Consider the following 20,095-nt stretch of genomic DNA (forward strand, 5'->3'; position numbering starts at 1 on the left):
GCCCCGCTATCCGGCAGGCGCGACGAGCCGGTAGCCGACTCCGCGTACGGTCTCGATGAGGGCGGGCATGCGCAGCTTGGCGCGCAGGGACGCGACGTGCACCTCCAGGGTGCGGCCGGTCCCCTCCCAGCTGGTCCGCCACACCTCGCTGATGATCTGCTCCCGGCGGAAGACCACCCCGGGCCGCTGCGCGAGCAGGGCCAGCAGGTCGAACTCCTTGCGGGTCAGCTGGATCACCGTTCCGTCCACGCTGACCCGGCGCGTGGGCAGCTCGATGTGCACCGGGCCGAGCCGCAGCTCGGTCTCGATGCCGCTGGAGGTGTCCTCGTGGGAGGTGCGCCGGCTGACCGCGTGGATCCGGGCGAGCAGCTCGCCGGTGTCGTACGGCTTCACCACGTAGTCGTCGGCGCCGAGGTTGAGGCCGTGGATGCGGGAGCGCACGTCGGAGCGGGCCGTCACCATGATCACGGGGGTGCTGGTGCGCTTGCGGATCTTGCCGCAGACCTCGTACCCGTCCTGGTCGGGCAGGCCCAGGTCGAGCAGGACGACACCGAAGCCGTCGACCTCGGGGACGAGGGCCTGGAGGGCCTCCTCACCGCTGCGCGCGTGCGTGACGTCGAAGCCGTGCCGCGCCAGGACCGCCGACAGGGCGGCGGCGACGTGGTTGTCGTCCTCGACGAGCAGCAGTCTCACCCGGGCCCCCTTCGGTTCACTGGCCGTACGATCTGTTTGTGTACAAAAACGCGTGCACGCGCGCGTGCACCTTGTGCAGTCACGCTGATGGATGAGGACGGCGTCAAGAGGGTTCCGGTTGCGGAGCCCTTCCGTTACCCGGCCGATATGAGCACTGCTCGCAAGTGCTACGACACGTGTCCGATTGCTATCGGATCGTGATGCTCAGATTCCCCTCAGATGTAATGACGCAGGTCGTAGAGGGTTACTACTGTCCTCCGAAACCGAGGAGGACGGAGCCTGAGAGCGATGACCGAAGTATCGGTGGCCAAGGAAGATGTGGCCGCGACCGGCGAACTGGTCGTCCTGAAGAGCGTCAACAAGCACTTCGGCGCGTTGCACGTACTCCAGGACATCGACCTGACGATCGCCCGCGGTGAAGTCGTCGTGGTCATCGGACCCTCCGGGTCCGGCAAGTCCACCCTGTGCCGCACCATCAACCGCCTGGAGACGATCGACTCCGGCTCGATCACGATCGACGGCAAGCCGCTGCCCGCCGAGGGCAAGGCCCTGGCGAAGCTGCGCGCCGACGTCGGAATGGTCTTCCAGTCCTTCAACCTCTTCGCGCACAAGACCGTGCTCGAGAACGTGATGCTCGGCCAGATCAAGGTCCGCAAGAAGGGCAAGCAGGCGGCCGAGGAGCGGGCCCGTGCCCTGCTCGACCGGGTGGGCGTGGGCGCGCAGGCCGACAAGTACCCGGCACAGCTCTCCGGCGGCCAGCAGCAGCGCGTGGCGATCGCGCGGGCGCTGGCCATGGAGCCGAAGGTGATGCTCTTCGACGAGCCCACCTCCGCGCTCGACCCCGAGATGATCAACGAGGTGCTGGAGGTCATGCAGCAGCTCGCCCGCGACGGCATGACGATGATCGTCGTCACCCATGAGATGGGTTTCGCACGATCGGCGGCAAACCGCGTGGTGTTCATGGCGGACGGCCGAATCGTCGAGGAGGCTGCGCCCGACCAGTTCTTCAGCAATCCGCGCAGCGACCGCGCCAAGGACTTCCTTTCGAAGATCCTGCATCACTGAGGCGCGCGTCGCCCCCGCGACGGCCCGCGTCACCCGCAACGACGGTTTCTCTTCACGGCAAAGGATGTTCCCCATGAAGCTCCGCAAGGTCTCCGCTGCGGCCGCCACCGCTCTCGTCCTCGCCCTCACCGCCACTGCCTGTGGAGGCGACAACGGCGGCGACTCGAACGGCTCCGGCTCCGGCGGCGGCGACAAGATCAAGATCGGCATCAAGTACGACCAGCCCGGTCTGGGCCTGAAGGAGCCCGACGGTTCCTTCTCCGGCTTCGACGTGGACGTGGCGACGTACGTTGCCAAGGAACTGGGCTACGAGCCCAACCAGATCGAGTGGGTCGAGACCAAGAGCGCCGACCGCGAGAACGCGCTGTCCCGCGGTGACGTGAAGATGATCGCGGCCACGTACTCGATCACCGACGAGCGCAAGCAGAAGGTCGACTTCGCCGGTCCGTACCTGCTGGCCCACCAGGACCTGCTGGTGAAGAAGGACTCGGACATCACCAAGGCCACGGACCTGAACGAGAAGAAGCTGTGCTCGGTGGCCGGGTCGACCTCGGCGCAGAACGTCAAGGACGACTTCGCGCCGAAGGCCCAGCTGACTCAGCGCGGCGGCTACTCGGAGTGCCTGTCCGCTCTGCAGAGCGGCGCCGTGGACGCGCTGACCACCGACGACTCGATCCTCGCGGGTTACGCCGCGCAGGACCAGTACAAGGGTCAGTTCAAGCTGGCCGGCCTGAAGCTGAGCAACGAGAACTACGGCATCGGCGTCAAGAAGGGCGACAAGGCGACCCTCGACAAGATCAACGCCGCCCTCGAGAAGATGGTCAGCGACGGTTCCTGGCAGAAGGCCGTCGACAAGAACTTCGGCCCGGCGAACTACAAGAACGAGCGCGCCCCGAAGATCGGCCAGATCGTCCAGTAACGCGGGACTCCGCCGACGCAGGATCCCCGCAGTCGCTGCGGGGATCCGCAGGCGCGCCGCCATCACGTCACTGACGGCGGCGCGCCACGTCCGCCACCTACGCCACCCACCCGGAAGCGCGGGAGATCGTGTTCGACTTTCTTTCAAAATATGACGACCCGTCCGTGCTGGGCGCTTTCTGGGTCACCATTCAGCTCACCGTCTTCTCGGCCATCGGTTCCCTGATCTGGGGCACCCTGCTGGCGGCCATGCGGGTCAGCCCCGTCCCGCTGATGCGCGGTTTCGGCACTGCCTACGTGAACATCGTCCGGAACATCCCGCTGACCGTCATCATCGTCTTCACGTCGCTCGGCCTCGCCGACATCTTCGGCGTGACGATGGGTGCGCCCGACGACTTCGAGCTCAAGTACTTCCGACTGGCTGTGCTCGGCCTCATCGCCTATACAGCCGCCTTCGTCTGCGAGGCCATCCGCTCCGGCATCAACACCGTGCCCGTCGGGCAGGCCGAGGCAGCACGGGCCATCGGGCTCAGCTTCAGCCAGGTGTTGAGGCTCGTGGTACTGCCGCAGGCGTTCCGCTCCGTCATCGGCCCGCTGGCCAACGTGCTCATCGCGTTGACGAAGAACACCACCGTGGCGGCCGCGATCGGCGTGGCGGAGGCCGCCCTCCTGATGAAGGAAATGATCGAGAACGAGGCACAGACGCTGCTCATCGGCGCGATCTTCGCCTTCGGGTTCGTGGTTCTGACCCTGCCCACCGGCCTGTTCCTCGGCTGGCTGAGCAAGCGACTGGCGGTGAAGCGATGACGTCCGTTCTTTACGACGCCCCCGGCCCCAAGGCCAAGCGGCGCAACCTGCTGTTCTCTGTGGTCTTCTTCGTCCTGCTCGCCCTGCTCCTGTGGTGGGTCTGGCAGACGCTGGACGACAAGAACCAGCTCGAATGGTCCCTGTGGAAGCCGTTCACCACGTCCGAGGCGTGGACGACCTACCTGCTTCCGGGCCTGGCCGACACACTGAAGGCGGCGGCGCTCTCCATGGTCATCGCCCTCCCGCTGGGCGCCGTCCTCGGCATCGCACGCATGTCCGACCACCGCTGGGTACGCATCCCGGCCGGCGCGGTGGTCGAGTTCTTCCGGGCCATCCCGGTGCTGCTGCTGATGCTGTTCGCCAACGAGTTCTACGTCCGCTCCACGGGCATCCCCAGCGATGAGCGGCCCCTGTACGCGGTCGTCACAGGCCTGGTGCTCTACAACGCGTCGGTCCTCGCCGAGGTCGTCCGCGCGGGCATCCTCTCCCTGCCCAAGGGGCAGTCGGAGGCGGCGATGGCGATCGGCCTGCGCAAGAGCCAGACGATGACCAGCATCCTGCTGCCGCAGGCCGTCACCGCCATGCTGCCGGCCATCGTCAGCCAGCTGGTCGTCATCGTGAAGGACACCGCGCTGGGCGGCGTGATGCTCGGGTTCACCGAGCTCCTCAACACGCGGAGCACTCTCGCGGCCAACTACGCGAACGTCATCCCCAGCTTCATCGTGGTGGCGGTCATCTTCATCGTGCTGAACTTCATCCTCACGTCCTTCGCGTCCTGGCTGGAGGGCAGGCTGCGGCGGAGCAAGCGGAGCACGGGGGCTGTTCTGGGCGCCGACAAGGTCGACGACGTGAACGCAGCTGAGGTGGGCGACACCTTCGGCACGGGTGCCGAAGGCAGGATCTGACCGCTCGACAACCACTACGTTTGTGGCCCGCCGGGGATCTGGCGGGCCACAGGCATGCCGAGCTCGAAACATCCGGATCGGGCCGACCCTGACACCCCATCAAGTGAAGGACGCGTCACCCCGCTACCCTTGTGACGGCGGCATGATCGCCACCGCCCCCTGGTCACTTGACGCAAGCACCGGCAATGGGTTGCATACGTTCTGTGATCGTGCACCCTGCTCCAACTTCCTGTTCACCTACGTCTCTCAGGACATCACCACGGGCAGGGGGCGCCGCGCCGTGGACCCGGTGATCATTGTCGGAGCGGGGCCCGTCGGGCTCACGCTCGCCCTGGCCCTGGCGCGTCAGGAGGTGCCGTGCGTCGTGCTCGACGAGGGGCCGGGCAAGGACGAACCCCGTGCGGCGCGCACCGTCGTCCTGCGCGAGGACACCGCCGCCCTCATGGAACGCCTGACCGGTGTGCCCCTGGACGAGGTCGGTGCCCAATGGGCCGGATGGCGGTCGGTACGGCGCAAGCAGGTGATGCGCGAGGTCTTTTTCGACGGCAGCGAGCCGATCCCGCTGCACATCACCCAGCACGTCCTGACAGGCGTCCTGCGTTCCGCCCTCGCGAGCGAACGGCTCGTCAAGATCGCCGTGGACAGCCGCCTCGACGGCATCGAACAGGAGTCCTCGGGCGTCACGGCCCACACCCGTGGCCCCAAAGGCACGTACTGGCGCGGCAGTTACCTGGTCGGCTGCGACGGCCCCCGTTCCACCGTGCGCAAGCTCCAGGACATCCGCTTCCCGGGCCGTACGGCGGTGGAACGTCACGCCGTCGCGGCCCTGCGTACGGAACTGCCCTGGCACAACGAAGCGTTGCTGCACCGCATGCCGCCCTGGCGCATGTCGGGCCCCTCGGCCGGCGAGGTCACCGCACGCCCCTTGCCGGACGGCGTCTGGCGCCTGGACTGGCTCCTGCCCCCCGGCAAGGACCTGGTCACCCCTGAGCTTCTGCTGACCCGCATCCGGGAGACCCTGGCCGGCTGGTCCGGCGGCACCACCCCGCCCTACGAGCTGCTGGACACCGGCGTCCACACGGTCCACCACCGTCTGGCCCGCCGCTGGCGCGCCGACCGCGTCTTCCTCGCCGGGGACGCGGCCCACCTGCTCGGCGCCCTGGGCACGCACGGGCTGGACGAGGGGCTGCTGGACGCCGACAACCTTGCCTGGAAGCTGGCCCTGGCCTGGCACCACGGTCCGCACGAGACGCTCCTCGACAGCTACCAGACCGAACGCCGGGCGGTCGTCGCCGCCCGGCTGCGCGCCGCCGACCAGGCGCTGCCGCTGCTGCGCGGCGGCGGAGGCCTGCGCTCCTACGTCCCCGGCTCGTCCCGCGGCCACGACGCCCTCCTCACGGACGGTCACTTGGGGCACGGCCAGCTGGGCGCGCCGGGGGCGTACGCCGATTCGCCGCTCGCACCTCAACGCCTCGAAGGAGAGGTTCCCGTCGACACACCGCCGGGAGCGCCGGTCACCGACGTCCGCGTCACCGCGGAGGACGGCACCTTCGTACGGCTGCGGGACCGGCTCGGCCGCGGCGCCCTGCTCGTGGTGCTGATCGCGCCGGGCACGGGCGTGTGGGAGCGCAAGCACTGGGCCAGGGCGGGCATCATGCCGAGGCTCGCGGCGGCCGTCACGGCGCTGCCGCACCCCGCCGAACTGCTGGTCGCCGAGAGCTACCCGGGCGCGGCCGCGCACACGGTGCTCCTGGTCCGCCCCGACGGGCACCTCGTCACCGCCCTGAGCGGAGTACGCCCGGAAGACCTGTACACGGCGGCGGAGGCCGCGGTCGGAGGACCCGCTAAAGCCCAGGCGGGAGCCGGTGCCTCGACCGCCTCACCCTGACGTCCACACCGGGTGACGTGCTCGCTGTCACCGTGCGTCCGCATGGTGACAGCGAGTTGACCGGCCCGGATGGTCATGGTGTACTCCGGTGCGTGACCGACACCTGTGTGCGCCTGTGGCGGAGGGTCCATATGGACCTCCTCCGCTATGCGGGCTGTGTGTGTCGTCCGTCCTGCTGACCTCGCATCCTTCTTCCTCCTGTGCGCGCGCCGCGCTCTCTCCGCGTCGGCTGCCGCGCCTCCTTCGCGAACCCTCATCAGGACCCTCAGGACGGCACCCGTGTCTGTATCCCCATCCCCTTCCGCGCCCCCCTCCGCCTCCTCCGCCCGTTCGGCTCCCACGCAGGCCGACCTCTTCGACTTCGTCCGGCGCACGGCCGCCGACCGTGAGCTGATCGCCTCCCTGCCGCTCGACCCGGAAGGCCGCACCTGGGTGCGGCTCGACGGCCCCGGCGGCAGCGAGGCCTGGCTGATCGGCTGGCCGCCCGGCACCGGCACCGGCTGGCACGACCACGCCGACTCCGTGGGCGCCTTCCTGACCGCGGCGGGCGAACTCAAGGAGAACGCGCTCGCCGCGCGGCTGCCCACCGACGGCTGGAAGACCCTGGAACTCACCGACGGCGTCGACCGGGAGCGCCGGCTGCCGGCCGGTCAGGGCCGCGCCTTCGGACGCCACCACGTCCACGAGGTCCTCAACGAGTCCTCCGACCGGCACGCGATCTCCGTCCACGCCTACTACCCGCCCCTGCCGCAGATCCGCCGCTACAGCCGCAGCGGGCCGATCCTGCGCCTCGAGCAGGTGGAACGACCGGAGGACTGGCAGTGAGCATCCCTGCGTCCGCCAACGGCGAGGCCCAACCCCCGCTGGGAATCGACGAGTTGCTGGAGCGCGTACGCGCGGGCTACGAGCGGATCGAGCCGCGGGAGGCGTACGAGGCCGCCCGGGCCGGCGAGGCACTGCTGGTGGACATCCGCTACGCCGCCCTGCGCGAACGGGACGGCCTCATCCCCGGCGCCCTCGTCGTCGAGCGCAACGAACTGGAGTGGCGACTCGACCCCCAGGGCAGCCACCGCCTCCCCGAGGCCACGAGCCACGCCCTGCGCATCGTCGTGATCTGCAACGAGGGGTACGCCTCCAGCCTGGCGGTCCAGTCCCTGCACCAGTTGGGGCTGTATCGGGCCACGGATCTGGTCGGGGGGTTTCAGGCTTGGCGGGGGGCGGGGTTTCCGGTGGGGTGAATGGGTGATCGGCGATAGGGCTTCTCGGGGGGCCCCTCCCCCCGCCCCCTCCCCACCCTCCCCCTCAGAACCGCGTCGGCAGCACAGCTGCCTCAGATCCCCTCGTCCCCCAGAAACTCCGTGTCCTCCCCCTCCTCCTCCAGCGCCTGCCGGACCACGCGCAGGGCCATGCCCTCGGGGTAGCCCTTGCGGGCGAGCATGCCCGCCAGGCGGCGGAGTCGCTTGTCGCGGTCGAGCCCTCGGGTGGAGCGGAGCTTGCGCGCGACGAGTTCACGCGCGGTCGCCTCTTCCTGCTCGGAGTCGAGTTGGGAGACGGCCTCGTCGATGAGGGTCGAGTCCACGCCCTTGGTGCGCAGTTCCCGGGCGAGGGCGCGCCGGGCCAGTCCTCGGCCGTGGTGGCGTGACTCCACCCAGGCGTCCGCGAAGGCACTGTCGTTGATCAGGCCGACCTCTTCGAACCGCGACAGCACCTCCTCGGCGGCGTCGTCCGGGATCTGCCGCTTGCGCAGGGCGTCGGCGAGCTGCTTCCGGGTCCGCGGGGTCCCGGTGAGCAGGCGCAGACAGATCGCCCGAGCCTGCTCGACCGGGTCCCCTGGAGGTGTCCCCTGCTCGGCCCTCGACGAGGAGAGGCCACCTCCGTCCTCGGCGTCGGTCGCCTCACCGAAGCCGCGTCGGCGCCGCCCGCGCCCACGACGCGGCCCGCCGTCACGCGAGCCGCCCCCCGGTGAGCCGCTCCCGTACGACTGCTCGCCCCCGAAGGGCGCCACCCCGTGCCCGTCCTCCCCGTCCACGGCTGAGCCCGTGTCGCCTCCGGTGCCCCTCCCCCGTGGGGCGCCGGAGGCGGTGTACTCGTACTCCGCCCAGTCGGTTCGCCGTGTCACGGGTCAGCTCTTGGCGGCAGCGGCCTTGGTCTTGGCCGTCTTGGCCGCCGCCGGGGCGGGCACCGTCTTCGCGTCGTCCGGTGCGGCGGAGACCGCGGCGTCCGCGCCCGGCTCGGCGGCCGGCTCCTCCGGTCGCACGCCGACGCCCAGCTTCTCCTTGATCTTCTTCTCGATCTCGTTGGCCAGGTCGGGGTTGTCCTTCAGGAAGTTGCGCGCGTTCTCCTTGCCCTGGCCGAGCTGGTCGCCCTCGTACGTGTACCAGGCGCCGGCCTTGCGGACGAAGCCGTGCTCCACGCCCATGTCGATGAGGCCGCCCTCGCGGCTGATGCCCTGGCCGTAGAGGATGTCGAACTCGGCCTGCTTGAAGGGCGGCGCGACCTTGTTCTTGACGACCTTGCAGCGGGTGCGGTTGCCGACCGCCTCGGTGCCGTCCTTCAGGGTCTCGATGCGGCGGATGTCGATGCGCACCGAGGCGTAGAACTTCAGGGCCCGGCCACCGGTCGTGGTCTCCGGGGAGCCGAACATCACGCCGATCTTCTCGCGGAGCTGGTTGATGAAGATCGCGGTGGTCTTGGACTGGTTGAGCGCGCTGGTGATCTTCCGCAGGGCCTGGCTCATCAGGCGGGCCTGCAGACCCACGTGGCTGTCGCCCATCTCGCCTTCGATCTCCGCGCGCGGGACGAGCGCGGCGACGGAGTCGATGACGATGAGGTCGAGGGCGCCGGAGCGGACCAGCATGTCCACGATCTCCAGGGCCTGCTCGCCGTTGTCCGGCTGGGAGAGGATGAGGTTGTCGATGTCGACGCCGAGCTTCTTCGCGTACTCGGGGTCGAGGGCGTGCTCCGCGTCGACGAAGGCGACCTGGCCTCCGGCCTTCTGCGCGTTCGCCACGGCGTGCAGGGTGAGGGTGGTCTTACCGGAGGACTCCGGTCCGTAGATCTCCACGACGCGGCCGCGCGGCAGGCCGCCCACGCCGAGGGCCACGTCCAGGGCGGTGGATCCGGTCGAGATGACCTCGATGGGCTCCTTGGACCGCTCGCCCATGCGCATGACCGCGCCCTTGCCGAATTGCCGTTCAATCTGTGCGAGTGCGGCATCCAGGGCCTTCTCGCGGTCGGTTCCTGCCATGGGTTCCACCCGATTTGCTTGAGTCGATCGCTTCACGTCAAAGACGCTAACGCCTGCCACTGACAATGCGCCCCGACGCCCGTCCGGCCTGTGGATAACTCGGGCACTTCTCCACCCAAAGTACGTCGAAACGCCCTTCGTTGAGCCTCACCGGAGACTCCATAAGAATGGATGTTCGATTTTCGTGTCAAGCGCACCACGCGGCCCTTCCGGCACGGGCCGCACGGTGGCCCTGCCGGAGTACCGTGCCCTGACAGCCGAGGCCTGCCTCGGGGAGGGGGAGACGGATGTGCCGGATCGACGCGGCGGCCAAGGAGGCCGCCGTCGCACGGTTCCTCGAGGAGTTCCCGCGAGCCCCACGGGCCGGCCGGGACCACCCCGCGCTGCGCGGCTGCGAGGACATCGCCTGGACGCAGTTCCCCGGCTGTCCCGCCGGGATCCCGGCCCTGCTGCGCGCACTGCTCGATCCGGCCGCGGCTCCGGAGGCCGAGCGGGTGCTCGGCAACGTCCTGATGGACGGTGTCTTCCACATGGGCCCCGCCATGCCGGCGGCCCTGCCGTTCCTGCTCCGCCTGGCGGCCGGTCCAAAGGCTCCGCTGCGGACCGGGCTGGTCGAGCTCCTGCTCGTCGTCGCCGAGCTCTCATCGCCCGTGGACGGGAGCAGCGAGCGAGCGGTCCGGGCCTTCGGCAGCGACCGTGATCACCCGGAACGCGCACAGTGCCGGGCCGTGTTCGCCGAACATGCCGGCCTGGTGCACGGTCTGCTGGACGGCAGGACGCTGCCCGACGGATTCCTCGGCCCCGACGATCGGGCGAGCCTGCTGCGGGCGGCGACACCGTGAGGGGCGGGGCGGCATCCGGCCTCAGGAGGAGTTCTCGCCGGAGCCCGGGTCCTCGGGCCGCTGCGCCCCCGGCCGCCGGGACCACAGCAGCCTCGCTCGCGTGATCACGCCCGGCCCCTCCCCGCGGCGGTGGTGCCCGTGCACCCGGGGGTCGTCCGTGACGTCGTACCGCTTCACGTACGCCCCCAGGAAGGCCTGGAGCGTGGCGATGGCGGGGATGGCGATCAGCGCGCCGACGGCACCGAGGAGCGCCGTGCCCGCGATGACCGAGCCGAAGGCGACCGCGGGGTGGATGTCGACGGTCTTGGCGGTCAGCTTGGGCTGCAGCACGTAGTTCTCGAACTGCTGGTAGATCACCACGAAGATCAGCACCCACAGCGCGTACCAGGGGTTCACCGTGAACGCGATCAGCATGGGCAGGGCGCCCGCGAGATACGTGCCGATCGTGGGGATGAACTGCGACACCAGGCCCACCCACACCGCGAGCACGGGCGCGTAGGGCACGTCCAGGACCTGCAGCAGGACGAAGTGCGCTATGCCGGAGATCAGCGCCATCAGGCCGCGGGAGTAGATGTAGCCGCCGGTCTTGTTCACCGCGATCTCCCACGCGCGCAGCACCTCGGCCTGCCGGGCGGGCGGCAGGACGGAGCACAGCGCGCGGCGCAGTCGCGGACCGTCGGCGGCGAAGTAGAACGAGAACAGCGCGATCGTCAGGAGCTGGAAGAGGCCACCGATGACCTGGGCGGACACGTCCAGCACGCCTGTGGCGCTGTTCTGCACGTAGTTGCGCAGCCAGTCGGAACGGAGCAGGCCCTCCTGGATGTCCACGCGCTTCAGGTCGGTCTTGAAGTGCGTGTTGATCCAGTGGATGACGGAGTCGAGGTACGCGGGGAAGCCCTCGATCATCTTGATGATCTGGTCCGCGAGGATGGAACCGAGCAGCGTGACGAAACCGGCCGCCACGATCATCACGCCGATGAAGACGACGAACGTGGCCAGCCCTCGGCGCATGCCGCGCGAGGCCATCCAGCTCACCGCGGGTTCGATGGCGAGCGCCAGGAAGAACGCGATGAGGATGTTGATCAGCAGGCCGGTGAGCTGGTGGAAGGCCCAGCTGCCCAGCTGGAACACAGCGACGAGAGCCAGCGCGAGCACCATGGCACGCGGCAGCCAGCGGGGCATGCGGCCGTTCGGCCCGGCGGCCCCGCCGACCGGGGGGCGGGTGGGCGGGGTCGTACCGAACGGGGACTGCTGGGCTGCCGGCCCGGTCTCGTCAGTGGGTGCCACGCACCAAGTCTCGCCCACGCCACCGACAGCCGTCTGCCCGCCTGCGATCTTCGTGGCCGACTGGCGGTCTTCGTGCGGCTGGCGGTCTTCGTGGCCGGCTGGCGGTCTGCAAGCCGGCCGGCGATCTGCGAGGACGGCCGGCAGCGGTCAGCGCTTCTCCCGGGGCACGTCCATCACCGCGCAGACCACCTGCCAGACGTCCTTGGCGTCCCAGCCGGCCGCCAGCGCCTCGTGCACGGTGCGTCCGCCGAGCTCCGACATCACGTGGTCGCGCGCGAAGGTGTCGGTGTAGCCCGGACCGAAGTGCTCCGCCATCCGCTGCCAGAAGACCGTCAACCGCATGACTCCAGTATCCCGCCCCTGGGGGTGGGCCTGAGCCGGGACCGCCTGCCGGCGCCGCTTTGCGCCCTACGGTCTGACCCATGGCCGAAACAGGAGCTACCGCACTCCCCCCGACGCCCCCGCCGCACACCCCCGTGGCCCGCGCCGAACGCTTCGTCTGGCTCACCGCGCGCGTGCTGGAGCAACGCCTCTTCGCCCATCACTTCCGGGGCGGCGCCGCCGACCCGGTGGAAACCGCCCTGGACGCCTACCGCAACGACGACGGCGGGTACGGCCACGCCCTGGAGCCCGATCTGCGCGGTCCGGTCAGCCAGCCGCTGCACACCGCCCACGCCCTGCGCGTCCTGGACGCCGTCGGGCGCTGCGCCGGCCAGCGCGTGGAGCGCATGTGCCGCTATCTGACATCCGTCTCCACGGCGGACGGCGCGCTCCCGGCGATCCGTCCCAGCCAGCGCGACTACCCGACGGCCCCCTTCGTGCCGGTCGTGGACGACCCGCCCAGCGACCTGCTGGCCACCGGCCCGGTGGTGGGGCTGCTGCACCGCAACGAGGTGTGGCACGCCTGGCTGTTCCGGGCCACGGACTTCTGCTGGCAGGCGGTCGAGTCCCTGGAGAAGTCGCACCCGTACGAGATCGAGGCCGCCGTGGCGTTCCTGGACTCCGCCCCCGACCGCCCGCGCGCGGAGGCGGCCGCCGACCGCCTGGGCCGCCTGGTGCGCGCACAGGGCCTGGCGGCTCTGGACCCCGACGACCTGGACGCGCATCCGGTCTCCCCGGGGTACGCCCCGGGCGAGCACCACTTCCCGTACGACTACGCGAGGACACCGCGGTCCCTGGCGCGTGCGTGGTTCACGGACGACGAGATGGCCCGCTCCCTGGATCACCTCGAGGCCCAGCAGAGGGAGGACGGCGGCTGGCCGGTGCGCTGGCGACAGTGGGCCCCGGCACCCGCGCTGGAGGCCCGTCCGATCGTGACGATCGAGGCCCTGCGCGCCCTCAGCGCGTACGGCCGCGCCATCGGCTGATCAGGCCCCCAGGGCCCGCGCCCCCGCGGTCACCGCCACGGCCGCCGCGACGACGAGCAGGAACGGCGCGCGCAGCACCAGTGCCACGGCCGCTGCCGCGAGCCCGGCGGCCCGGGCGTCCAGCACCAGCGTCTGCCCGTCGGCGAAGGTCTGCTGGGCGGTGAGGGCCGCGAGCAGCGCGACGGGCAGCAGCGCGGCGAGACGCTTGACGACAGGGCGCTCCAGGGCTGCCGCGGGCACCAGCAGCCCGGCCAGCTTGACGGCGTAGCACCCGAGGACGGTCACACCGATCGCGATCCAGACGTTCACCGCTCGTCCTCCCGTCCCCGGCGCCGGCCGTCCGCCCACAGCACGATCGGTGCTGCCAGCGCGGCCGCCAGCACCGGCACCCCGGCGGGCAGGACGGGCAGCAGCCCGAGCCCCAGCAGTACGGCGAGCCCGGCGACGGCCCTCTCGGCCACGGTCTTCAGCATCGGCGCGAGCAGCGCCAGGAACACCGCGGGGCCCGCGGCGTCCAGCCCCCACGCGTCGGTGTCCCCGAGGGCGCCGGCGCCCAGGGCGCCGAGCAGTGTGGTGAGGTTCCACAGGACGTACAGGCTCAGCCCGGTCACCAGGAACCCGAGCCGCGCAGCGCGCCGGGTGGGCTGGGCGAGCGCGACCGCGGCCGTCTCGTCGATCACCCACTGGGCGGCGAACGGCCGCACCGCGCGCGGGAGGGCCAGCAACTGCGACAGGCGCAAGCCGTAGAAGGCGTTCCGCACGCCCAGGAAGAAGGCCCCGGCGGCGGCCGTGAACGGGCCTCCGCCGGCCGCGAGAGCCCCCACCAGGGCGAACTGGGACGCCCCGGTGAACACCAGGAGGCTGAGCGCGCAGGTCTGGAGCAGCGAGAGCCCGCTGCCGGCCGAGGTCACTCCGAAGGCGAATCCGGACAGCCCCACGGCGACCCCGACGCCCAGAGCGTCCCGCACGACCGCGCTGTCCGGTCTCCCCATGACCGCGCTGTCCGGCTTCCCCTCCGTTCCTGAGTCCCCGTCCGTTCCTGAGTCCCCGTCTGTTCCTGAGCCTGTGAGAGCTGTCGGTTCTGCCACGCACCGCAACCTACGGCCGGTCCCTACGGCACGTCTTGTACGTTCTTGCGCTCCCGCTGGTAGGCCCCAGGAGGGACCCCGACGATCCGGCTGAAGTGCCGGTTGAGATGTGGCTGGTCGGTGAACCCCACGGTCACGGCCACCTCCGAAGGCGCCGTGCCCGCGTCGAGCAGGCGCCGCGCCCTGCGGACCCGTGCGTCCGTGAGCCACGTGTGCGGCGGCATCCCGTAGGCGTCCCGGAAGGCCCGCAGCAGGGCGAACGGGCTGGTCCCGAGGTCAGCCGCCAACTGCTCCAGGGTCGGCGGCCGTGCCATCCGCTCCTCGAGCACACCACGCGCGCGTGCCGCGATCCGGGCACCGGCCGTCCGCACCCTGCGCTGCGGCATCGGCCCGCCGTTCAACCGCAGCAACCTGGTGACGGCGACTCTGAGCAGCGTGTCCGCGGCCAGCGCGTTGCCCTCGTCGGCGGCCCGCAGCACCTGGTGCACCAGACCGACGGCGTACGGATCGTCCAGCACCGGGCTGACGAATCCCGGCGTCCCTCGCAGTGCCGTCGTCTCGGCCGCGATCTCCGCCACGACGTCCGCCGACGGGTACAGGGCCCCGTACCGCCACCCCTCGGGCACGCCGGCCCGCCCGGTGTGCGGGGTGTCCGGGTTGACCAGTGCGAGGGCTCCGGCCCCCGCGTACTGATCGGCTCCGCCGTGGTGGAACACCTCCACCCCGTCGGCGATGGCGGCGATCACGAAGTTCTCGTGCGTGTGCCGCACGAACGTCTTCCGCACGTACCGCGCCCGCAGCAGGTCGACCCCGGGCAGCTCGTCGTACCGCCAGTGCCGCGCTCGCTCGCTCACAGGACCATTGTCCGCCGCGACGGCATCCCCCGGCGCGGCCCCGCCCGCGCCGGGCCGACGGACCCGTTTCGGCCCGCCCGCGCCGAAACGGCCGACGGCCCCACGGCGGCTCGCCCCGTCGAAACGGCCGGTGAACCCGCGGCGGCCCGCCGTTGTCAGTGCCGGGGTGCACGATGGACGCATGCCCAGCAACACGCACCGAGCCCTGGACGGCTTCTCCCCCGCGACCCGCGCCTGGTTCACGGGTGCCTTCCCCGCGCCCACCACGGCCCAGGCGGGCGCGTGGCAGGCCATCCACGAGGGCTCGGACGTGCTGGTCGTCGCCCCCACCGGTTCCGGCAAGACCCTGGCCGCCTTCCTCGCCGCCCTGGACCAGCTGGCGTCGACCCCTCCCCCGGCCGACTCCAAGAAGCGCTGCCGGGTGCTGTACGTGTCCCCCCTGAAGGCCCTGGCGGTGGACGTCGAGCGCAATCTCCGCAGCCCCCTGACCGGCATCCGCCAGGAGTCCGTACGGATGGGCCTGCCCGAGCCCGAGGTCAGGGTGGGCATCCGCTCGGGCGACACCCCCGCCGCCGAGCGTCGCGCCCTGTCCACGCGCCCGCCGGACATCCTGATCACGACCCCCGAGTCGCTGTTCCTGATGCTGACGTCGGCCACGCGCGAGGCGCTGACCGGCATCGAGACGGTGATCCTGGACGAGGTGCACGCGGTCGCCGGCACCAAGCGCGGCGCCCACCTCGCGCTCTCCCTGGAGCGGCTGGACGACCTCCTGCCGAAGCCCGCCCGCCGCATCGGCCTGTCGGCGACGGTCCGCCCGGTCGACGAGGTCGCCCGCTTCCTCTCCCCCCGCCGCAAGGTGGAGATCGTCCAGCCGGAGTCGGGCAAGGAGTTCGACCTCTCCGTGGTCGTCCCGGTCGAGGACCTGGGCGAGCTGGGCGGCTCCCCGGTGTCGGACGGCTCGGAGGGCGCCGAGCGGCCGTCGATCTGGCCGCATGTCGAGGAGCGGATCACCGACCTGGTCCAGTCCCACCGCTCCACGATCGTCTTCGCGAACTCGCGGCGCCTCGCGGAGCGCCTGTGCAACCGCCTGAACGAGATCGCGTACGAGCGGGCCACGGGCGAGCCCTTGGAGGAGCACCACTCCCCCGCCGAACTCATGGGCGGGTCCGGAGCCGCCCAGGGCGCGCCCCAGGTCATCGCCCGGGCCCATCACGGCTCGGTGTCCAAGGAGCAGCGCGCCCTGGTCGAGGAGGACCTCAAGGCGGGCCGCCTGCCCGCGGTCGTGGCGACGTCCAGTCTCGAACTGGGCATCGACATGGGCGCGGTCGACCTCGTGGTGCAGGTGGAGTCGCCCCCCTCGGTGGCCTCCGGTCTCCAGCGCGTGGGCCGGGCGGGCCACCAGGTGGGCGCGGTCTCCACCGGCGTGGTGTTCCCGAAGTACCGCGGCGACCTGGTCCAGGCTGCGGTGGTCACCGAGCGGATGCGCACCGGTGCCATCGAGTCCCTGAAGGTCCCGGCCAACCCCTTGGACGTGCTGGCCCAGCAGGTCGTCGCGATGACGGCCATGGACACCTGGCAGTTCGACGACCTCCTCGCCGCCGTCCGGCGGGCCGCCCCCTTCGCCTCACTGCCCGAGTCGGCCTTCACGGCGGTCCTCGACATGCTGGCCGGCCGCTACCCGTCGGACGCGTTCGCGGAGCTGCGCCCGCGCGTGGTGTGGGACCGCGTCACCGGTGAGATCACCGGCCGCCCCGGCGCCCAGCGCCTCGCCGTCACCTCCGGCGGCACGATCCCCGACCGCGGCCTGTTCGGCGTCTTCCTCGCGGGCGCCGACCCGAAGAAGGGCGGCGGCCGGGTCGGCGAGCTCGACGAGGAGATGGTCTACGAGTCCCGCGTCGGCGACGTCTTCACGCTGGGCACGAGTTCCTGGCGCATCGAGGACATCACCCGCGACCGCGTCCTGGTCTCCCCGGCCCCGGGCGTGCCGGGCCGGCTGCCCTTCTGGAAGGGCGACCAGCTGGGCCGCCCGCTCGAACTGGGCCGGGCGGTGGGCGCGTTCCTGCGGGAGGTCGGCTCGCTGCCCAAGGACGACGCCCGGCTGCGTCTGCTCGCCGCCGGTCTGGACGCCTGGGCGGCGGACAACGTGCTCTCGTACCTGGACGAGCAGCGCGAGGCCTGCGGCCACGTCCCGGACGACCGGACGATCGTCGTGGAGCGCTTCCGCGACGAGCTGGGCGACTGGCGCGTGGTCGTCCACTCCCCCTTCGGCGCGCAGGTGCACGCCCCCTGGGCGCTCGCCCTGGGCGCCAAGCTCTCCGAGCGGTACGGCATGGACGCGCAGGTCATGCACGCCGACGACGGCATCGTCCTGCGCCTGCCGGACGCCGACCTGATGGGCCTGGACCTGCTGGACCAGGACCCGGTCAAGACGGGCCGGGAGTACGACGCCGAGCAGGCTCCCGTGGGCGCCGCCGACGTCGTCTTCGACAAGGGCGAGGTCGACCAGGTCGTCACCGACCAGGTGGGCAGCTCGGCCTTGTTCGCCTCCCGTTTCCGCGAGTGCGCGGCCCGCGCGCTGCTGCTGCCGCGCCGCAACCCGGGCAAGCGCACGCCGCTGTGGCAGCAGCGGCAGCGCGCGTCCCAGCTGCTGCAGGTGGCGAGCGAGTTCGGCTCGTTCCCGATCGTCCTGGAGGCCGTCCGCGAGTGCCTCCAGGACGTCTTCGACGTCCCGGGGCTCGTCGAGCTGATGGGCGACCTGGAGTCCCGCAAGGTGCGCCTCGTCGAGGTCACCACCCCCGAACCCTCCCCCTTCGCGCGTTCCCTCCTGTTCGGTTACGTCGCCCAGTTCCTGTACGAGGGGGACTCACCGCTCGCCGAGCGCCGGGCCGCCGCCCTGTCCCTGGACTCCCGGCTGCTGGCCGAGCTGCTGGGCCAGGCGGAGTTGCGCGAGCTGCTCGACGCGGACGTGCTGACGGAGCTGGAGCGCGAGCTTCAGTGGCTCACGGAGGACCGCCGCGCCAAGGACGCCGAGGGTGTCGCCGACCTCCTCCGCCTCCTCGGCCCGCTCAGGGACGCGGAGCTGGCCGAGCGGGGCGCCGAACCGCAGTGGGCCCAGGAGCTGGCCGGTGCCCGCCGCGCCATCCGGGTCCGCATCGCCGGTGCCGACCACTGGGCGGCGATCGAGGACGCGGGCCGCCTGCGCGACGCCCTGGGCACAGCGCTCCCGGTCGGCGTCCCGGAAGCCTTCACGGAGCCGGTCAAGGACCCGCTCGGCGACCTCCTCGCGCGCTACGCCCGCACGCACGGCCCGTTCACGTCGGCCACGGCGGCGGCCCGCTTCGGTCTGGGCGTCGCCGTCACCGAGGGCGCCCTCCAGCGACTCGCCGCGGCCGGCCGGATCGTCCAGGGCGAGTTCCATCCGGCCGGGATCGGCCAGGAGTGGTGTGACGCGGCGGTGCTGCGCCGACTGCGCCGCCGCTCCCTGGCCGCCCTGCGGCACGAGCTGGAGCCGGTGCCGCCGGCCGCGCTCGCCCAGTTCCTCCCCCAGTGGCAGCACATCGGCAAGGGGCACTCCCTGCGCGGCATCGACGGGCTGGTGCGCGCCATCGAGCAGCTCCAGGGCGCGTCCGTGCCGGCCTCCGCCCTGGAAAAGCTGGTCCTGCCCTCCCGGGTCGTGAACTACACGCCCGCGCTGCTGGACGAGCTCACCGCCGCCGGAGAGGTGGTCTGGGCCGGGGCGGGCTCCCTGCCCGGCAAAGACGGCTGGGTCTCCCTCTACGTGGCGGACGCGGCCCCGCTGCTCCTGCCGCCCCCGCACCCCTTGGAGCTGACGGCCCTCCACCAGTCCGTCCTGGACGCGCTCTCCGGCGGCTACGGCCTGTTCTTCCGCCAGATCGCCGACCGGGTCCGCGCCACCACCCACCCCGACGCCACGGATCCCCAGCTGGCCGACGCCCTGTGGGACCTGGCCTGGTCGGGCCGCCTGACGAACGACACGCTCTCCCCCATGCGTTCCCTGCTCGGCTCGGGCCGTACGGCGGGTTCCACGGCCCACCGCGCCAAGCGCACGGTCCCGCGCGGCCGCTACGGCTCCCTGACGGCCGCGGCCCGCCCGGCGTCCCGCTCCGGCCCGCCGACCGTCGCCGGCCGCTGGTCCCTGCTCCCGGCCCACGAGCCGGACCCCACGGTCCGGGCACACGCCCTCGCCCGCACCCTCCTCGACCGGCACGGCGTGGTCACCAGGGGCGCGGTCGCGGCGGAGGGCGTCGAGGGCGGCTTCTCGGCGACGTACCGCGTCCTGTCCGTCTTCGAGGAGAGCGGCCAGGCCCGCCGCGGCTACGTGGTGGAGGGCCTGGGCGCGGCGCAGTTCGCGATGGACGGGGCCGTGGACCGCCTGCGCGCGGTGTCCAACGCCCGCGACCGGGGCGAGGACCTGCCCGGTCCCCCTCCGGGCCGGGACCCCGACCCGTTCCCGGCCCACGACTTCGCCGACCCCTACGACTCGCCGCCCTCCACCGACCACACCGACGCCCCGGGCCACGACGGCTTCCCCGGCCAGGGCTCCGCCTACGACGACCAGGGTTCCGCCCACGACACCCCGGAGCCGTCCCCGGGCGAGTGGGTCTCGCCCCGCGACCACACCCCGCAGGGGACCTCGCCCTGGCAGAGCGGCGCACGCGCGGGGTACGACGGGTTCCCGGGCCGCCGCACCCGCCCGGACGCCACCGCCCGGGCCGTCGTCCTGGCCGCCGCCGACCCGGCGAACGCGTACGGCGCCGCCCTGCCCTGGCCCGAGCCCCCGACCGGCGCCGGGCACAAGCCGGGCCGCAAGGCGGGCTCCCTGGTGGTGCTGGTCGACGGCGAGCTGACGCTCTACATGGAGCGCGGCGGCAAGACCCTGCTCGCCTGGACCGCCGACCCGGACGGCGACCCCACCGGCGACCCCCGCCTGACCGCTGCAGCGGAGGCACTCGCGGCAGCCGCCCGAGCGGGCTCCCTCGGCACGGTCACGGTGGAGCGCGTCAACGGCGCCCAGGCCCTGACCTCCCCCATCGGCACGCTCCTGGAAGGAGCGGGCTTCATCGCGACACCCCGAGGACTCCGCCTGCGCGCCTGACGGCCCCACCGCCCGCCG

Annotated in this window: 19 protein-coding genes; 11 read left to right on the forward strand and 8 right to left on the reverse strand. The window is 71.8% G+C overall.

The window, feature by feature from the left end; genetic code table 11:
• Positions 1-6 precede the first annotated feature (6 nt).
• The gene (locus ABZ386_RS15430; protein ID WP_010034790.1) at positions 7-693 is read right to left on the reverse strand and encodes a response regulator transcription factor; all 687 of its coding nucleotides are present in this window, start codon (positions 691-693) and stop codon (positions 7-9) included.
• Between the two features lie 288 nt (positions 694-981).
• On the opposite strand from ABZ386_RS15430, the gene ABZ386_RS15435 reads away from it, so the two are divergent.
• The 8 genes from ABZ386_RS15435 (at position 982) to ABZ386_RS15470 (ending at position 7,514) form a co-directional block, all read left to right on the forward strand.
• Positions 982-1,758 (forward strand): amino acid ABC transporter ATP-binding protein, encoded by a 777-nt coding sequence (locus ABZ386_RS15435; RefSeq protein ID WP_355714228.1) that lies wholly within the window; start codon positions 982-984, stop codon positions 1,756-1,758.
• Between the two features lie 73 nt (positions 1,759-1,831).
• The gene (locus ABZ386_RS15440; protein ID WP_358964891.1) at positions 1,832-2,677 is read left to right on the forward strand and encodes a glutamate ABC transporter substrate-binding protein; all 846 of its coding nucleotides are present in this window, start codon (positions 1,832-1,834) and stop codon (positions 2,675-2,677) included.
• 128 nt (positions 2,678-2,805) lie between these two features.
• Positions 2,806-3,483: an amino acid ABC transporter permease gene (locus ABZ386_RS15445; RefSeq protein WP_351348578.1), complete on the forward strand. Its 678-nt coding sequence runs from the start codon at positions 2,806-2,808 to the stop codon at positions 3,481-3,483.
• Positions 3,480-4,388, forward strand: a complete 909-nt coding sequence (locus ABZ386_RS15450) for an amino acid ABC transporter permease (protein WP_351348575.1) — start codon at positions 3,480-3,482, stop codon at positions 4,386-4,388. Before ABZ386_RS15445 ends, ABZ386_RS15450 begins: the two co-directional genes overlap by 4 nt.
• A 280-nt stretch (positions 4,389-4,668) precedes the next feature.
• The gene (locus ABZ386_RS15455; RefSeq protein WP_356500121.1) at positions 4,669-6,276 is read left to right on the forward strand and encodes an FAD-dependent monooxygenase; all 1,608 of its coding nucleotides are present in this window, start codon (positions 4,669-4,671) and stop codon (positions 6,274-6,276) included.
• Positions 6,277-6,383: 107 nt separating this feature from the next.
• Positions 6,384-6,455: a putative leader peptide gene (locus ABZ386_RS15460; protein WP_310851512.1), complete on the forward strand. Its 72-nt coding sequence runs from the start codon at positions 6,384-6,386 to the stop codon at positions 6,453-6,455.
• 100 nt (positions 6,456-6,555) lie between these two features.
• The gene (locus tag ABZ386_RS15465; protein ID WP_356500123.1) at positions 6,556-7,101 is read left to right on the forward strand and encodes a cysteine dioxygenase; all 546 of its coding nucleotides are present in this window, start codon (positions 6,556-6,558) and stop codon (positions 7,099-7,101) included.
• Positions 7,098-7,514 (forward strand): rhodanese-like domain-containing protein, encoded by a 417-nt coding sequence (locus ABZ386_RS15470; protein WP_355714245.1) that lies wholly within the window; start codon positions 7,098-7,100, stop codon positions 7,512-7,514. Before ABZ386_RS15465 ends, ABZ386_RS15470 begins: the two co-directional genes overlap by 4 nt.
• 92 nt (positions 7,515-7,606) lie before the next feature.
• Here ABZ386_RS15470 and recX read toward each other — a convergent pair whose 3' ends face one another.
• A complete protein-coding gene (gene recX, locus ABZ386_RS15475) occupies positions 7,607-8,395 on the reverse strand; it encodes a recombination regulator RecX (RefSeq protein WP_351348560.1) in 789 nt (262 codons plus the stop codon).
• Between the two features lie 3 nt (positions 8,396-8,398).
• A complete protein-coding gene (gene recA / locus ABZ386_RS15480; RefSeq protein ID WP_351348557.1) occupies positions 8,399-9,523 on the reverse strand; it encodes a recombinase RecA in 1,125 nt (374 codons plus the stop codon).
• A gap of 287 nt (positions 9,524-9,810) precedes the next feature.
• Between recA and ABZ386_RS15485 the strand changes: the two genes are divergently transcribed.
• A complete protein-coding gene (locus ABZ386_RS15485; RefSeq protein ID WP_358964892.1) occupies positions 9,811-10,365 on the forward strand; it encodes a hypothetical protein in 555 nt (184 codons plus the stop codon).
• A gap of 21 nt (positions 10,366-10,386) precedes the next feature.
• On the opposite strand, the gene ABZ386_RS15490 is transcribed toward ABZ386_RS15485, so the two are convergent.
• The gene (locus ABZ386_RS15490; protein ID WP_351348551.1) at positions 10,387-11,652 is read right to left on the reverse strand and encodes an AI-2E family transporter; all 1,266 of its coding nucleotides are present in this window, start codon (positions 11,650-11,652) and stop codon (positions 10,387-10,389) included.
• A 147-nt stretch (positions 11,653-11,799) separates the two neighbouring features.
• Positions 11,800-11,994 (reverse strand): DUF3046 domain-containing protein, encoded by a 195-nt coding sequence (locus ABZ386_RS15495; RefSeq protein WP_356670350.1) that lies wholly within the window; start codon positions 11,992-11,994, stop codon positions 11,800-11,802.
• A gap of 80 nt (positions 11,995-12,074) precedes the next feature.
• Between ABZ386_RS15495 and ABZ386_RS15500 the strand changes: the two genes are divergently transcribed.
• Positions 12,075-13,019, forward strand: a complete 945-nt coding sequence (locus ABZ386_RS15500; protein WP_356670352.1) for a hypothetical protein — start codon at positions 12,075-12,077, stop codon at positions 13,017-13,019.
• Here ABZ386_RS15500 and ABZ386_RS15505 read toward each other — a convergent pair whose 3' ends face one another.
• The 3 genes from ABZ386_RS15505 to ABZ386_RS15515 all read right to left on the reverse strand — a co-directional run bounded on the left by ABZ386_RS15505 (position 13,020) and on the right by ABZ386_RS15515 (position 14,961).
• Positions 13,020-13,328 (reverse strand): AzlD domain-containing protein, encoded by a 309-nt coding sequence (locus ABZ386_RS15505; RefSeq protein WP_355723645.1) that lies wholly within the window; start codon positions 13,326-13,328, stop codon positions 13,020-13,022.
• The gene (locus tag ABZ386_RS15510) at positions 13,325-14,011 is read right to left on the reverse strand and encodes an AzlC family ABC transporter permease (RefSeq protein WP_358964893.1); all 687 of its coding nucleotides are present in this window, start codon (positions 14,009-14,011) and stop codon (positions 13,325-13,327) included. Before ABZ386_RS15510 ends, ABZ386_RS15505 begins: the two co-directional genes overlap by 4 nt.
• Positions 14,012-14,130: 119 nt before the next feature.
• Entirely contained in the window at positions 14,131-14,961 is an 831-nt protein-coding gene (locus ABZ386_RS15515) for an AraC family transcriptional regulator (protein WP_351348538.1), read from the reverse strand.
• Positions 14,962-15,142: 181 nt separating this feature from the next.
• Here ABZ386_RS15515 and ABZ386_RS15520 point away from each other — a divergent pair, with 181 nt between their 5' ends.
• Positions 15,143-20,077, forward strand: a complete 4,935-nt coding sequence (locus ABZ386_RS15520) for an ATP-dependent helicase (RefSeq protein ID WP_358964894.1) — start codon at positions 15,143-15,145, stop codon at positions 20,075-20,077.
• Positions 20,078-20,095 lie beyond the last annotated feature (18 nt).

Source organism: Streptomyces sp. NPDC006140 (genome assembly GCF_040628815.1).
GTDB lineage: Bacteria > Actinomycetota > Actinomycetes > Streptomycetales > Streptomycetaceae > Streptomyces.

Bases quoted from the DNA above. Each gene is read 5' to 3' on its own strand.
- recA (WP_351348557.1), bottom strand. From the start codon at position 9,523: ATGGCAGGAACCGACCGCGAGAAGGCCCTGGATGCCGCACTCGCACAG.
- ABZ386_RS15500 (WP_356670352.1), top strand. From the start codon at position 12,075: ATGGCCGAAACAGGAGCTACCGCACTCCCCCCGACGCCCCCGCCGCAC.
- ABZ386_RS15450 (WP_351348575.1), top strand. From the start codon at position 3,480: ATGACGTCCGTTCTTTACGACGCCCCCGGCCCCAAGGCCAAGCGGCGC.
- ABZ386_RS15485 (WP_358964892.1), top strand. From the start codon at position 9,811: ATGTGCCGGATCGACGCGGCGGCCAAGGAGGCCGCCGTCGCACGGTTC.
- ABZ386_RS15520 (WP_358964894.1), top strand. From the start codon at position 15,143: ATGCCCAGCAACACGCACCGAGCCCTGGACGGCTTCTCCCCCGCGACC.
- ABZ386_RS15435 (WP_355714228.1), top strand. From the start codon at position 982: ATGACCGAAGTATCGGTGGCCAAGGAAGATGTGGCCGCGACCGGCGAA.
- ABZ386_RS15510 (WP_358964893.1), bottom strand. From the start codon at position 14,011: ATGGGGAGACCGGACAGCGCGGTCGTGCGGGACGCTCTGGGCGTCGGG.
- ABZ386_RS15495 (WP_356670350.1), bottom strand. From the start codon at position 11,994: ATGCGGTTGACGGTCTTCTGGCAGCGGATGGCGGAGCACTTCGGTCCG.
- ABZ386_RS15440 (WP_358964891.1), top strand. From the start codon at position 1,832: ATGAAGCTCCGCAAGGTCTCCGCTGCGGCCGCCACCGCTCTCGTCCTC.